At 62.9% G+C, this 13,841-nt stretch carries 13 protein-coding genes; 9 read left to right on the forward strand and 4 right to left on the reverse strand.

What is annotated here, in order from left to right; translation table 11 throughout:
* On the forward strand, positions 1-882 hold an 882-nt coding region (locus tag JC607_RS17975), incomplete at its 5' end, for an aromatic amino acid transaminase (protein WP_198838273.1).
* Positions 883-1,007: 125 nt separating this feature from the next.
* Here the strand turns inward: JC607_RS17975 and JC607_RS17980 are convergent.
* Positions 1,008-3,350, reverse strand: a complete 2,343-nt coding sequence (locus tag JC607_RS17980) for a transglycosylase domain-containing protein (protein WP_198838274.1) — start codon at positions 3,348-3,350, stop codon at positions 1,008-1,010.
* A 271-nt stretch (positions 3,351-3,621) separates the two neighbouring features.
* Between JC607_RS17980 and JC607_RS17985 the strand changes: the two genes are divergently transcribed.
* Together JC607_RS17985 and JC607_RS17990 are read left to right on the forward strand one after the other, a co-directional pair.
* Positions 3,622-3,960, forward strand: a complete 339-nt coding sequence (locus tag JC607_RS17985) for a P-II family nitrogen regulator (protein ID WP_112310129.1) — start codon at positions 3,622-3,624, stop codon at positions 3,958-3,960.
* 35 nt (positions 3,961-3,995) lie between these two features.
* Positions 3,996-5,333, forward strand: a complete 1,338-nt coding sequence (locus JC607_RS17990) for an ammonium transporter (RefSeq protein ID WP_198838275.1) — start codon at positions 3,996-3,998, stop codon at positions 5,331-5,333.
* A 222-nt stretch (positions 5,334-5,555) separates the two neighbouring features.
* Here JC607_RS17990 and JC607_RS17995 read toward each other — a convergent pair whose 3' ends face one another.
* Together JC607_RS17995 and JC607_RS18000 are read right to left on the reverse strand one after the other, a co-directional pair.
* Entirely contained in the window at positions 5,556-6,167 is a 612-nt protein-coding gene (locus JC607_RS17995) for a phospholipid-binding protein MlaC (protein ID WP_198838276.1), read from the reverse strand.
* Between the two features lie 16 nt (positions 6,168-6,183).
* A complete protein-coding gene (locus JC607_RS18000) occupies positions 6,184-6,972 on the reverse strand; it encodes a VacJ family lipoprotein (RefSeq protein ID WP_198838277.1) in 789 nt (262 codons plus the stop codon).
* 185 nt (positions 6,973-7,157) lie between these two features.
* On the opposite strand from JC607_RS18000, the gene JC607_RS18005 reads away from it, so the two are divergent.
* The 6 genes from JC607_RS18005 (at position 7,158) to JC607_RS18030 (ending at position 13,223) form a co-directional block, all read left to right on the forward strand.
* Entirely contained in the window at positions 7,158-8,915 is a 1,758-nt protein-coding gene (locus tag JC607_RS18005; protein ID WP_198838278.1) for a type I secretion system permease/ATPase, read from the forward strand.
* Complete coding sequence (locus JC607_RS18010; RefSeq protein ID WP_233092989.1) at positions 8,912-10,237, forward strand: HlyD family type I secretion periplasmic adaptor subunit; 1,326 nt, start codon at positions 8,912-8,914, stop codon at positions 10,235-10,237. The genes JC607_RS18005 and JC607_RS18010 overlap by 4 nt, the downstream gene beginning before the upstream one ends.
* 145 nt (positions 10,238-10,382) lie before the next feature.
* Positions 10,383-10,841, forward strand: coding sequence for a RidA family protein (locus tag JC607_RS18015; RefSeq protein WP_198838279.1), 459 nt, complete (start codon positions 10,383-10,385; stop codon positions 10,839-10,841).
* A 2-nt stretch (positions 10,842-10,843) separates the two neighbouring features.
* Positions 10,844-11,617 (forward strand): glycerophosphodiester phosphodiesterase family protein, encoded by a 774-nt coding sequence (locus tag JC607_RS18020; protein WP_198838280.1) that lies wholly within the window; start codon positions 10,844-10,846, stop codon positions 11,615-11,617.
* Between the two features lie 63 nt (positions 11,618-11,680).
* A complete protein-coding gene (locus tag JC607_RS18025) occupies positions 11,681-12,838 on the forward strand; it encodes a GNAT family N-acetyltransferase (RefSeq protein WP_198838281.1) in 1,158 nt (385 codons plus the stop codon).
* A 16-nt stretch (positions 12,839-12,854) separates the two neighbouring features.
* On the forward strand, positions 12,855-13,223 hold the full coding sequence (locus JC607_RS18030) for a 4a-hydroxytetrahydrobiopterin dehydratase (protein WP_198838282.1): 369 nt from the start codon (positions 12,855-12,857) through the stop codon (positions 13,221-13,223).
* A gap of 75 nt (positions 13,224-13,298) precedes the next feature.
* Here the strand turns inward: JC607_RS18030 and JC607_RS18035 are convergent, their stop codons facing one another.
* A complete protein-coding gene (locus JC607_RS18035) occupies positions 13,299-13,790 on the reverse strand; it encodes a peroxiredoxin (RefSeq protein WP_198838283.1) in 492 nt (163 codons plus the stop codon).
* Positions 13,791-13,841 lie beyond the last annotated feature (51 nt).

The raw sequence follows: 13,841 nt of genomic DNA on the forward strand, positions 1-13,841 counted from the left end.
GGCACCGGCGCGCTGCGTCAGGCGTTCGAGCTGGTCAAGCTTGCGCGGCCCGGGGCGAAGGTCTGGCTTTCGGCACCGACCTGGCCGAACCATCCGTCTATGGTGAAATTCCTTGGCCTGCCGATGGCGGAATACCGCTATTTCGACGTGAAGACCTCGGGGCTGGATTTCGCCGGTCTGATCGAGGATCTGGGCCAGGTGGCAGAGGGCGATGTCGTGCTGCTGCATGGCTGCTGCCATAACCCGACCGGGGCGAACCTGTCGCAGGCTGAGTGGGATGAGGTGATAGCGGTTCTGAAGAACCGCAAGGCGCTGCCGCTGGTCGATCTGGCCTATCAGGGCTTTGGCGACGGGCTGGATGCGGATGCCGAGGCCACCCGCAAAGTCGCGGCGGCGTTTGATGAAGTTCTGATCGCGGCCTCGTGCTCGAAGAATTTCGGCATCTACCGCGAGCGGACCGGCGTGCTGATCGCGCTGACATCAGCGGATCGCAAAGCAGTGGTGCAGGGCAATCTGAACTTCCTCAACCGCCAGAATTTCAGCTTCCCGCCGGATCATGGCGCGCGGATCGTGACCACGATCCTGGAAGACGCGGCCCTGACTGCCGACTGGAAGGCCGAGCTGGAGGAAGTGCGGCTGAACATGCTGGGCCTGCGCGAGCAGCTGGCATCCGAGCTGCGCAAGGCCACCAATTCCGACCGGTTTGATTTTGTCGCGGATCATCGGGGCATGTTCTCGCGTCTCGGGCTGTCCGAGGCGCAGGTGGTGAAGCTGCGCGAAGAATTCGGCGTCTATATGGTCGGCGATTCGCGGATCAATATCGCCGGGCTGAACAAGGGGACCGTGCCGGTGCTGGCGAAGGCGATTGCCTCGGTTCTCTGAGCGGTCTGACAGATCTGGAAAGGGCGGGACATTGTCCCGCCCTTTTGCATTTGGCCGGGGCCGCGGTGGGGGTTTCACACCCCCACACCCCCGTGGAGTATTTCCGTCAGGAGGAAGACCGGGGCTCAGTTCATTCCCATGGCGTCACGAACGGCGCGGTCGATATCGTCCTGGTTTTGCGAGGCGGGGGCGCCTTGCTGGTTCGAGCCGCCCTGGTAGACGGGCGCGTTGGAGCCGTCGAAATAGGGCACTTCCTCGGGCAGGACCGGGCGGTCGACCCCGCCGATATCGGGGGAGGGGTCGAAGGCGCCGCCCGCCGCGACGGTGTTTGGCGGGATCTCTTTCGGAAGCGGCATCGGGGGGACGCCTTCATTGATCCGGATCATCACCTCACGCCAGATATCTGCGGGCAGGCCGCCGCCGGTCACGCCGGTCAGCGGGCGGTTATCGTCATAGCCGAGCCAGACGCCAACCACGTAATCCGAGGTGAAGCCCACGAACCAGGCATCGCGCGCCGAATTGGTGGTACCGGTTTTGCCGGCGGCCTCGCGGCCTGGGAGGCGGGCGCGGGCACCGGTGCCGGAATTGATCACCTCGGTCATCATATAGATCAGCGCATGGGCGGCCGTTTCCGAGATCACCCTTTCGCCGATGCCACCGCCGCTGCCGAAGAGTTCGTCATTTTCACCCCGGAGCTTCAGCGCGCGCAGACCATAAGGCGTCACCGAAGAGCCGCCGTTCAGGATCCCGGCATAGGCGCCGGTCATTTCGATCAGCGTCGATTCCGAGGCACCGAGCGCCAGCGCCGGGCCATCGGCCATTTTGGAGGCGACGCCGAATTCGGTCGCGACATTCTTCACGAGGTCACGCCCGACCATTTCCGAGATTTTGACCGCCGGGATATTGCGGCTTTCCTTCAGAGCCTGGACCAGTGTGATCATTCCCTTGAATTTATTGTCGTAATTCTTGGGACTATAGGGGCCGGAGCCGGGGACATTGATCGTATAGGGACTGTCATCGACGTAATCGAGCGGGCTGTAGCCCAGATCGAGCGCCACCGCATAGACGAAGGGTTTGAACGCCGACCCGGTCTGCCGCAGCGCCTGGGTCGCGCGGTTGAAATCGCCGGCGCGCGGGATCGAGCGCCCGCCAACCATCGCGCGCACCGCACCGTCCGAGCTCATCACCACAATCGCGGCCTGGGCGGTCGAGCCGTCTTTCACCTTAGTGTCAAAGACATATTTCAGCGCCTCTTCGGATTTCCGCTGCAGATCCTGATCCAGCGTCGTCTCGATCACCACATCTTCGGTCGTGTCACGGGCGAGGTAATCCGGCGTGGTCTCCATCACCCAATCGGCGAAATAGCCGCCCGAGCGCTGCCGCGCGGCCTCGGTCGGGGTGGCGGGATGGGCACGGGCCTCATCGGCCTCGGCTTTGGTCAGGTAACCCTGTTCCTGCATCAGCCCGATCACCACATTGGCGCGGTTTTGCGAGCGTTCGAGGTTGGAAGTGGGCGCCAGTGCCGAAGGGGCCTGCAGCAGGCCCGCAAGCATCGCGGCCTCGGCCGGTGTCACGGTCGCTGCGGATTTGCCGAAATAGCGCTGTGCGGCGGCTTCGAACCCGCGCGCGCCGGCCCCCAGATAGGCGCGGTTCATATAGATGCCGAGGATGTCCTTCTTGGAGTATTTCAGCTCCATCGCGATGGCATAGGGCACTTCCTTGACCTTGCGCTTGATGCCGCCACCCCGGCAATCCGCCTCATATTCGGCCTCGGATTTCCATTCCGCCGGGTTGAAGGGCACGCCCAGACACAGGAGTTTTGCCACCTGTTGCGTGATGGTCGAGCCGCCATTGCCCTGGAACGCACTGCGCCCTTCGGCAAGGTTGATCCGGATCGCACTGGCGATACCGCGGGGCGAGACGCCAAGGTGCCAGTAGAAGCGCTTGTCCTCGGTTGCGACGATGGCATTGAGGAGATGCGGCGAGACCGTATCAGCGGTGATCTGGCCGCCATAGGTCTCACCGCGCCAGGCAAATGTCTTGCCGTCACGGTCAAGCATGGTGACCGAGCCGCGTGCCCGCCCGTCCAGCAGCGCCTCAAGCGGCGGCAGCTGGCTGTAGAAATACGCGACCACCGCGCCGACAACCAATGCGCCGACGGCGGTGACACGCCACAACACGCCCCAGATCATCCGCCAGAAGAACAGGATGGTCCCGAGGATGAAACCATGTTTGCGCCGGGCGCGGGCCGCTTTGCGGGGCTGTTTTGGCGCCTGTTTGCGCGGTGCCGGTTTTTGTGGCGGTCTGCCTCCGCCGCCACCACCCCCGCCGCTGCCGCCACGCCCCGGGCTTCCGCCCTGGCCTCTGCCGGAATTGCCACCGGACCCGCCGGAGCCACCCGCAGAAGAACGGGGAGGATATCGTCTGTCTGCCACCAGAGGGCTTTTGCCCCCGCCACTCGTCGCCATATGCCTGCTGCCCGCCTCGAAGCGTGTTCTTTCAGAATCCGGCAGAGAATAGCGGGTTCGCCCGGCTTTGCGAAGGGCAGGAGGAAACGATTCGAATCTATCCGCTGATGAAAAAATAATCACATGCCCTGATTAGTGCAAAAATTTTGCAACTGCACCGCAAAGCACCGGTTCAGAACACGCCGTTTTCTTGTGCTGCATCGGCAAAACCCCGCCTTCTTTTGCCCAGACGCCCGCTCGCCCCGGGCTCGCTCTCAGGAAGGGGACAGATGTGAAACTCATCATTGCGGCACTGAAACCGTTCAAGCTTGACGAAGTTCGCGAAGCGCTGACCACGATCGGCGTGCGCGGAATGATGGTGACAGAAATCAAGGGCTTCGGCCTGCAGTCCGGTCATACCGAAATCTATCGCGGCGCCGAATATGCGGTGAATTTCGTGCCGAAGGTCCGGCTGGAAATCGTCGTGGCCGATGCGCTGGCCGAGCAGGTGGTCGAAACCATCGCGAAGACCGCGAAGACCGACAAGATCGGTGACGGCAAAATCTTTGTGCTCGATGTCGAACAGGCCGTGCGGGTGCGCACCGGCGAAACCGGCGACGACGCGATCTGAACAGCGACCCGAGGGAATAGGGGAAAACAGCCAAAATGAACAAACTTGTCAAATATTCCGGTCTCGCGGCGGCGATGTCGCTTCTCGCCGGACTGCCCGCCCTGGCGCAGGACGCCACGGAGGCAGCTGTCGACGTGGTCGCGGCCGCTCCGGTGCTGGATACCGGCGATACCGCCTGGATGATGATTTCGACCGTCATCGTGCTCTTCATGATCTTCCCGGGCATCGCGCTGTTCTATGGCGGGCTGGTGCGCAGCAAGAACATGCTTTCCGTGCTGATGCAGACCACCGCTATCGCCGCGCTGATGATGGTCGCTTATGTGGTTTACGGCTATTCCTTTGCTTTTGGCGGCGCGACCGGCCCGTATTTCGGTGGTTTCGGTAAGCTGTTCCTCTCGGGCGTGACGATCGACAGCCTGTCCGGCACCATTCCGGAATATGTCTTCATCGCCTTCCAGATGACCTTCGCCTCGATCACGCCGGTGCTGATCATCGGCGCCTTCGCCGAGCGGATCAAATTCTCGGCGGCGCTTCTCTTCTCGCTGCTTTGGGTCACCACGGTCTATTACCCGGTCGCACATATGGCATGGGATGCGAATGGCCTCTTCTTCGGCTGGGAAGTGTTTGACTTTGCAGGCGGCACGGTTGTGCATATCAATGCCGGGATCGCGGCTCTGGTTGGCGCCATCTGCGTCGGCAAGCGCATCGGTTACGGCAAAGAGAACATGGCGCCGCATTCGCTGACCCTGACCATGGTCGGCGCCTCGATCCTCTTCGTTGGCTGGTTCGGCTTCAATGTCGGCTCGGCTCTGGGCGCAGGTTCGCTGGCGGGCCTCGTGATGATCAATACCTTCACCGCAACCGCCGGCGGCATCCTGGGCTGGATCATCGTCGAAGGGCTCTTGCGTGGCAAAGCCTCAATGCTGGGCGGTGTCTCGGGCATGATCGCAGGTCTTGTCGCCATCACCCCGGCGGCGGGCGTGGTCGGCCCGGTCGGCGCCATCTTCCTTGGCGCAATTGCTTCGGTGGCCTGCTACTACTTCGTTGCCGTCGTGAAGGTGAAGCTGGGCTATGATGACAGCCTCGACGTCTTTGGCATCCACGGGATCGGCGGCATCGTCGGCGCGGTTGGCGCGGGCATTTTCTGCGCGCCCTCGCTGGGTGGCCAGGGCTTTGCCGGCGAACGCGGTATGGGCGAGCAACTGTTCTACCAGATCTCGGCTGTCGGCATCACCATTGTCTATTGCGGGGTGATCTCGTTCATCCTCTACAAGGTGGTCGGAGCCCTGACCGGCGGCCTGCGCGTCAGGGAAGAAGCCGAGCGCGAAGGCCTCGACCTCACCTCGCATGGCGAGCGCGCCTATCACTCCTGATCGGCCAGGGCGCGGGGCCGCGCGGCCCCGCCTCCGACAAAAATCAAAGCCCGCCGGTTGTTCCGGCGGGCTTTTCGCATGTTCAGCTCGCAAACGCAGCGTGGTGACCGCCGCAGCCCCTGAACGCTCCGCGGGGAGTATTTTGGTCAAGAGGAAGCCGGCATTTCCTCTTGATCAAAATACTCCCGCCGGAGGCTTCCCCGGCGGTCCGGAGGCGCAGGTTCAGGCCTTTTGCAGATCCTGGATCAGCGCATCAATATCGCCCCTGCGCTTGTCGAGCATCGCGCCGATTTCGGTGCGCTCCGAGGCGAGCATGTTCACGCCTTCGATGATAATGTTGAAGAAAAGATCCCGCCCGCTTTTGTTCGAGACCTGCCAGCGCACCTCGAAGGGGCTCTCGCCTTTCAGATATGCGGTTGAGATCACTTCGTAATAGCTTTTCACCGGACGCGCGCCGGTGACTTCGATACGGCCCCCGATGAACTCGCGGAAGCGGCGGCCATATTTGCGGCTGACATAGCCCTGATAGGCTTTGGTGAATGCCTGCAACTGTGCCTTCGAGGCGGATTTCGCCGCCGGGCCAAGTGCCGAACGCGCGATCTGCGGCACATCGGCATAGGTTGCGAAGAGCTTCTCGAATTGCGGATACATCTGGGCTTCGGAGCGGCCCGAGTTGATGATCGCATTGATATCCGCGACCGCCTTGTCGATCAGGGCCTTGGCCTCGGCATCCGAGAAGGCGAGGGCGGGCATGGCCCCAAGCGCGGCCGCTGCCGCAAGCCCGGTGCCGAGAAAGTGGCGGCGCGAAAGGCCGGAAACCAGATGAACAGACATGTCAGTCCTCGCAACGTCAATCCGCATAGGGATCAATGAAATCGTCTTCATAGGGGTCGATGAAATCGCCATCATCCCCATCCGCTGCGCCCTTTGCCTTCGCAATCTCATGGCGCCGGTTCTGCAGATACAGAAGCCGGAGCTGGGCATAGCTGTCAGCGCTGTCATATAGGATCGAATCCACCGTATCGGAATAGCGGTAGCGATCATTTAGGCGTGAAAGCCCTTCAATGGCGAGCGTCGCATCGGCATCATTGCCGTCAAACACATTGTTCAGCGGGTTCATCGCGAAATCGACCACGATCCCGACCGTATCGCGTGCAGTGGACGGCCCTTCGATGGGCAATTCGACATAGGGCCCTTCGCCGACACCCCAGACGGCGAGCGTCTGGCCGAAATCGGCTTCGGTTTTCGGCATCCCCAGCACCGAGGCCACGTCGAACAGCCCGCCGATCCCGGCGGTCGCGTTCACCGCAAAGCGCAGCGCATTTGTCGTCGCCTCGCCGATCCGGGCCTGAAGCACCTGGTTCACCACCACGCCCGGCAGATCCAGCGTATCGGCGACATTCGAGACCCCCTGGCGCAGCGGCCCCGGCACCACGGTGCCATAGGCTTTCGACACCGGCCGAACGATCGCCGTGTCCAGCCCTTTATTCACTGCATGGACGCCGCGATTCATCGGCTCGATCGGGTCATAGATGCCATCCGCGCGCGGGGTCTGGGCACAGGCCGCAAGCGCGCTCAGCCCGAGGACCAGCAGGAAAGGGCGGAGAGAGAGGATTTCGGTCTGGCTGGTCACGGTCATTAACGGAATCTCAGGGCGTCACGAGACACTGAACAAAGAGAAGGATGCAGAGATATTGCGTGAGAGGCTTACGGTGTGGCAATGCTCAAGACAACGGACATTTCTGCAGCGGCCCCCGGGGCGGCAGGCTTCGGCCAAAATCAGGTCCTTTACTGAGCGATTTATGTGACATCCGGAGAAATGCATTGGTCAAAGACATTTCGCAATCCGGGCTGAGCGAGCTTTCCTCGGTCCGGTCCCTCTCAAAGGGGGCGTTGCTGGCGGCATTTCTCTTCTCGGTCTTCGCCAATCTCCTGATGCTGACCTCACCGCTTTACATGCTGCAGATCTATGACCGCGTGCTGCTGTCGAGATCCGAGCCGACGCTGATCGCGCTCACGGTGCTGATGGTGTTCCTGTTCGCGGTGATGGGGCTTCTGGATCATGCGCGGTCGCGCATTCTGGCCCGGATCGGGGCGCGGTTCCAGGAGGCGCTGGACAAGAGGGTGCTGGCGGCCTCGTTTCGCAGGCTCTCGGTTGCGCCGATGGATACCGAGGCCCGCGCCGCCCAGTCGGATCTGGAGGCGATTGCGCGCTTCTGGGCCTCGCCGCTGCTCCAGGGGCTGCTGGATCTGCCCTGGACCCCGATCTTCATCGCGGCCCTGTTCATCTTCCATCCGGTGCTGGGCTGGTTTGCGGTTGGTGCGGCGATCCTGTTGCTTTTGCTGGCCTGGGCCAATCAGCGCGCCACCGATACGATCACCCAACAGGCCACGCTGGCCAGTTTCGCCGCCGACCGCCAGGCCGAGAACCTGAAATCCGAATCCGAACTGGTGCGGTCCCTGGGCATGAGCGGCAATGCCTTTACCCGCTGGTATCATCTGCGCAGCCGCGCGCTGATCCGGGGGATGGAGCTGGCGGATCGCTCGGGCGGCTATTCGGTCCTGACCAAGACGCTGCGGCTGTTCCTGCAATCGGCGATCCTTGGCCTTGGCGCCTGGCTCGTGCTGGAAAACGCGCTGTCGCCGGGGGCGATGATTGCGGGCTCGATCCTTTTGGGGCGGGCTTTGCAGCCGATCGAGCAGACCATCGGGCAATGGCCGATGCTGGCCAGAACGCGGGCGGCGCGCGACCGTCTGGGCAAGCTTTTATCCGAAGTGCCGCGCGAGGGGAACCGCACCGCCTTGCCGCGCCCGACCGGGCGGATCGAGGTTTCGGGTCTTGCGGTTCTGCCCCCTGGTGATCCGCGTCCGGTTCTGCGGGGCGTGTCTTTCCGGGTCGATCCCGGTCAGGCCATCGGGGTGATCGGCCTATCGGGCTCGGGGAAATCCTCGCTGGCGCGGGCACTTTGCGGTGTCTGGCCGCCTGCGGCGGGGACGGTCAGGCTCGATGGGGCGACCCTGGATCAGTATGATCCCGATGTGCTGGGAAGCTATATCGGCTATCTGCCGCAGCGGGTGACGCTGTTTGACGGCACCATTGCCGAGAATATCTCGCGGCTCGATGAGAATGCCGATCCCGCGCAGATCGTGGATGCAGCGAAGAAGGCGGCGGTGCATGATCTGATCCTGCATCTGCCCAGAGGCTATGACACCCAGGTGACCAGCATGGGCGGCCAGCTCTCCGGCGGCCAGATCCAGCGCATCGGCCTCGCGCGGGCCTTTTACGGCAATCCGGTGATGCTGGTGCTGGATGAGCCGAATTCCAACCTCGACAATGACGGCTCACTGGCGCTGAATCAGGCGATCCGGCAGGCGAAATCTGATGGCTGCGCGGTGTTCATCATGGCGCACCGTCCGGCGGCAATCCAGGAATGTGACCTGCTGATGCTGATGAAAGACGGGATGGTGCAGAATTTCGGTCCGCGCGACCAGGTGCTGCGTGAGGCGGTGAAAAATGCCGGCGATATCGCCCGCCCTGCGCAGGGGGCCCAGACCCCCGCCAGTCAGGGAGGTGTGCAATGAGCCGCTCTGATCCCAACAGCGGCCCCGGCCTGGGGCAATGGCCCATGCACCGCCCGCTGATCATCGGTTTCGCAGCCCTCATAGCCCTGATCGGCGGTTTCGGCCTCTGGGGCGCTATGGCAAGCCTTTCGGGCGCCATCGTCGCCGGGGGCCAGATCGAGGTGGAGCAGAACCGTCAGGTGATCCAGCATCCTGATGGCGGGGTTGTGGCCTCGATCGAGGTCACTGAGGGCAAGCGGGTCGAGGCCGGCGATATACTGATCCGGCTGGACGGAACGCTTTTGCACAGTGAACTGGCGATCGTTGAAGGCCAGCTTTCCGAGGTGATCTCACAGCGGGTGCGGCTGGAAGCCGAGCGCGACAATATCCCGGTGCTGGACTTCCCCGAGTCGCTGCGGGAAGAGGCGAAGAGCCACCCCGAGATACAGGGTCAGATCGACGGTCAGATCAGCCTCTTTGAGGCGCGCCTTGCGACTTCGGCGAAAGAGGCAGAGCAGCTGGGGCGCCAGATCGGCCAGATCCAGGCGCGGATCACCGGGATCGACGCGCAATCCGAGGCGATCCGGATCCAGCTTGACCTGATCCGCCAGGAGCTGACCAGCCAGAAGAGCCTGCTGGATCGCGGACTGACCCAGATGGCTTCGGTGCTGGCGCTGCAACGCGAAGAGGCGCGGCTGCTGGGCCAGACCGGGGATCTGATCTCGACCCGCGCCCAGGCCGAGGAACGTATCACCGAAATCAATGTGGTGATCGGCAGTATCGATATCCGCCGCCGGGAAGAGGCGACCGACCGGCTGCGCGAGATCGCTCCGATGGAGCTGGAACTGGCCGAACGCAGGCGTGCGCTGCGCGAACAGGTGGCGCGGCTCGATATCCGCACGCCGGTTTCCGGGATCGTGCTGGGGCTTGGCGTGACCACGCCGCGGGCGGTGATCCGGGCGGCAGATCCCCTGCTCTATATCGTGCCGCAGGATCGCCCGCTGGTGATCGCGGCTCAGGTCTCGCCCATTGATATCGACCAGATCCATCTCGGCCAGCCGGTGGAGCTGGTCTTTTCGGCCTTCTCGTCGCGCACAACGCCGCATCTGCTGGGCAAGGTGACGGTGGTATCGGCCGATGCTTTCAGCGACCAGACGACCCATGCCAGTTTCTACCGGGTCGAAATCGTGCTTGATATCGGGGAAATCGACAAACTGGGAGATCTGCAGCTGATGCCCGGGATGCCGGTCGAAGCTTTTATCCAGACCGATCCCCGCACCCCGATCGGCTATCTGGTCAAACCCTTTATGGACTATTTCAATCGCGCATTCCGCGAGAGCTGAGCCGGAGTTTTAACAAAACTCCGGACCGGAGCCTGCACAGGCTCCGGCACGATTTCTTGTAAGAAATCGTTTCCGACGCGCCCGGCTTGTCGCCCGGGCGGCCTGCGGATAGGCTCGGTCGCGACATTGATCAGCGGAGAATCCCATGTCCATTGAAGCCCGCCTGAAAGAGCTTGGCGTCACCCTTCCTGACGCGCCTGCCCCGGTCGCGAATTACGTGGGCTTCGTCCGGACCGGAAATCTCGTCCATATTTCGGGCCAGATCAGCGCCGATGAAAACGGTCCGATCAAAGGCAAGCTGGGCAGTGACCTCTCGGTCGAACAGGGTGCGGCTGCTGCGCGGCGCTGCGCGATTTCGCTCCTGTCGCAGGTCAAAGCGGCCTGTGCTGGCGATCTGAGCCGTATCATCCGGCTGGTGAAACTGACCGGATTCGTCAATTCCACCGCCGATTTCACCGATCAGCCAAAGGTGATCAACGGCGCCTCGGATTTCATGGTTGATGTGCTGGGTGACAAAGGGCGCCATGCCCGGGCTGCGGTCTCTGCAAACTCGCTGCCGCTTGGCGTGGCGGTCGAGATCGACGCGATTTTCGAGATCGCCTGATCATGACCCGGGTCCCTCTGCCGCCGTCAATGCTTTGCCTGCCGGTCGCGCATCGTGCCTTGCATGACCGCAGCGGGGGGATCATCGAGAATTCTCCCGCCGCCATAAGGGCGGCCATCCGCGCCGGCTATGCGATCGAGATCGACCTGCAACTGTCACAGGACGGCGTGGCGATGGTGTTCCATGATGAGGACCTCGACCGTCTGACGCATGAGACCGGGCCGCTGAATGCACGCAACGCGGCTGATCTGTCCCGGATCACGCTGAAAGACAGCGAGGACAGGATCCCGACCTTTGCTGAAGTGCTTGATCTTGTCGCGGGACAGGTGCCGCTCCTGATCGAGATCAAGGACCAGACCCTGACCATGTCTGACACCGACGGGCGGCTGGAGGCCGAGACGGCGCGGTTGCTGGCGGATTACCAGGGCGATGTGGCGGTGATGTCCTTCAACCCGCATTCCATCGCCCATATGGCGCGGCTGGCGCCGGGGATCGCGCGGGGGATCACCACTTCGGCCTATGATGCTGAGGACTGGGCGCCGCTGGACCCTGCCATTTGCGACCATCTGCGCGAGATCCCGGATTTCACCCGCACCGGTGCGTCCTTCATCAGCCATGAGGCCAACGATCTGTCGCGCCCGCGCGTGGCAGAGCTGACGGCCCAGGGCGCGGCGATCCTGTGCTGGACCATCCGGTCACCCGTGGCCGAGGCAAAGGCCCGTGAAATCGCGCAGAATATCACCTTCGAAGGGTATTCCGCGCCGCTTCCGGCTTGATCTGCCCCCTGGGTGACCCATTTAAACCAGACACCTGCTCCCCGCGCCGCAAACAGGATCGCGATGGCCGATATTACCCTCGCCGAAAGCCTGACCGAGCTTCCCGCTGCCACCTGGGATGCGATTGCTGCGCCGGAACAGGCTGATGGCCGCCCCATTGACCCTTTCACCACGCATCGCTTTCTGATGGCGCTGGAGGCTTCGGGTTCGACCGGGGGTAAGACCGGCTGGCTGCCGAAACCTTTGATCCTGTCTGATGCCGGGCGCCCGGCTGCACTTATGCCGCTCTGGCTCAAGACCCACAGCCAGGGGGAATATATCTTCGATCATGGCTGGGCCGAGGCCTATGAGCGCGCGGGCGGCCGCTATTACCCCAAGCTCCAGGCGGCGGTGCCCTTCACCCCGGTCAGCGGCCGCCGGTTTCTCGGCCCCGACCCTTACCGCGAGGCGCTGGCCGAAGCCGCCATTTCGATCACCGCCGGCAATCAGATTTCTTCGCTGCATGTCACCTTCTGCACGCCTGAAGAGGCGCTGGCCCTGGCCGGATTCCAGGGCCTCATCCCCCGCAAGAGCCAGCAATTCCATTGGTTTAACCGAGGCTACGCCACATTTGACGACTTCCTTGCCGATCTGTCCTCGCGCAAGCGCAAGATGATCCGCAAGGAACGCGAGGCGGCGCGCGCCCATGGCCTCAGCATTCTTGCGCTCAGCGGCGACCAGATCCTGCCCGAACACTGGAGCGCTTTCTGGGCCTTTTACCAGGACACCGGCGCGCGCAAATGGGGCCGCCCCTATCTGACCCGCGCCGCCTTTACTGCCTTTCACGACACGATGCGCGACGATATGTTGCTGGTCCTTGCCTTCGATGGCGCGACAGCAGTGGCCGGCGCGCTGAATTTCATCGGGCGCGACGCGCTGTTCGGGCGCTATTGGGGGGCGCTCGCAGAGTATCCGGCGCTGCATTTCGAGCTCTGTTACTATCAGGCCATCGATTATGCCATTGCGCAGGGGCTGCAACGGGTCGAGGCCGGTGCCCAGGGCGAACACAAGCTTGCGCGGGGCTATCTGCCCCAGGAAACCTGGTCACTGCACTGGATCACCGATCCGGGCTTTCGCCGGGCGGTCGCCGATTTCACCAGCCGCGAATCGCTTGCACTGGAGGAGGAAATCGAAATCCTTACCCAGTACGGCCCCTTCCGCCGCGGCGGAGAGGCCGACTGATCAAAAGGAGGGCACCATGGCCACGTCACTGACCAAAGCCGAACGCAAAGAACAGCTCCCCGCGCTGGAAGCCACGGGCTGGCGCGCGGTCTCCGGGCAGGATGCCATCCGCAAGATCTGGAAATTCCGCAGCTTTTCCGAGGCCTGGGGCTTCATGTCTCGCGCGGCCCTCGCGGCAGAGCGCGCAAATCACCATCCGGAATGGTCAAACCGCTACAATATCGTCGATGTCACGCTGACCACGCATGACACGGATGGTCTGACCGCTCTCGATACCGATCTGGCCTGCAAACTTGACCGTTTCGCGCCCGAGGCCACGGTGATCACCGATCATGGGGAGCCTGTTTTGTGCCTGTGCGAGGAAAGGGCGCAATCCCGCCCCTGACCCCATTTTCTGTCTGAAAATATCCTCGGGGGGTGTGGGGGGCAGACAGCCCCCCGCAAACGCCAGCCGAAAAGATCAGACCTCGGCCAGCAGCGCTTCACCGCCCGAGATCTCGCACTGCCCCGGCGAGGCCTCAAGATGCAGCACCTTCACCACGCCATCTTCGGCCAGCAGCGCGTAGCGTTTGGAACGCCCCAGCAGACCGGCGGGCGGCGCGTCGAATTCCAGACCGATCGCTTTGGTGAATGACCCATCCGCATCACCAAGGAAGCTCAGCCCCGCCTTGTCTGCTCCGGTCGATTTCGCCCAGGCATCCATCACGAAAGGATCATTGACCGAGACGCAGATGATCTCTGCCACGCCTTTGGCGGCGAATTTTTCGGCGGTGCGGATAAAGCTTGGCACATGCGCGGTGGTGCAGGTGCCGGTATAGGCGCCGGGCAGACCGAAAATCACCACTTTGCGGCCCTTGAGCTTCTCGCCCAGATCCACCGCTTCCGGCCCGTTCGCACCCAGTTTCAAGAGCTTCGCTTCGGGCAGTTTCGCCCCGACAGTGATTTGCGACATTACGTGTCTCCTCGCGCGTTGCGCCTGTTGCCCGGGAAGTTATAGGCTGTG

The organism is Paracoccus sp. IB05, from assembly GCF_016405985.1.
Lineage (GTDB): Bacteria > Pseudomonadota > Alphaproteobacteria > Rhodobacterales > Rhodobacteraceae > Pseudogemmobacter.

What these genes read in the sequence shown, in the direction of transcription:
- JC607_RS17980 (WP_198838274.1), bottom strand. Translation starts at nt 3,350, where the DNA reads ATGGCGACGAGTGGCGGGGGCAAAAGCCCTCTGGTGGCAGACAGACGA.
- JC607_RS17990 (WP_198838275.1), top strand. Translation starts at nt 3,996, where the DNA reads ATGAACAAACTTGTCAAATATTCCGGTCTCGCGGCGGCGATGTCGCTT.
- JC607_RS17995 (WP_198838276.1), bottom strand. Translation starts at nt 6,167, where the DNA reads ATGTCTGTTCATCTGGTTTCCGGCCTTTCGCGCCGCCACTTTCTCGGC.
- JC607_RS18000 (WP_198838277.1), bottom strand. Translation starts at nt 6,972, where the DNA reads ATGACCGTGACCAGCCAGACCGAAATCCTCTCTCTCCGCCCTTTCCTG.
- JC607_RS18010 (WP_233092989.1), top strand. Translation starts at nt 8,912, where the DNA reads ATGAGCCGCTCTGATCCCAACAGCGGCCCCGGCCTGGGGCAATGGCCC.
- JC607_RS18015 (WP_198838279.1), top strand. Translation starts at nt 10,383, where the DNA reads ATGTCCATTGAAGCCCGCCTGAAAGAGCTTGGCGTCACCCTTCCTGAC.
- JC607_RS18020 (WP_198838280.1), top strand. Translation starts at nt 10,844, where the DNA reads ATGACCCGGGTCCCTCTGCCGCCGTCAATGCTTTGCCTGCCGGTCGCG.
- JC607_RS18025 (WP_198838281.1), top strand. Translation starts at nt 11,681, where the DNA reads ATGGCCGATATTACCCTCGCCGAAAGCCTGACCGAGCTTCCCGCTGCC.
- JC607_RS18030 (WP_198838282.1), top strand. Translation starts at nt 12,855, where the DNA reads ATGGCCACGTCACTGACCAAAGCCGAACGCAAAGAACAGCTCCCCGCG.
- JC607_RS18035 (WP_198838283.1), bottom strand. Translation starts at nt 13,790, where the DNA reads ATGTCGCAAATCACTGTCGGGGCGAAACTGCCCGAAGCGAAGCTCTTG.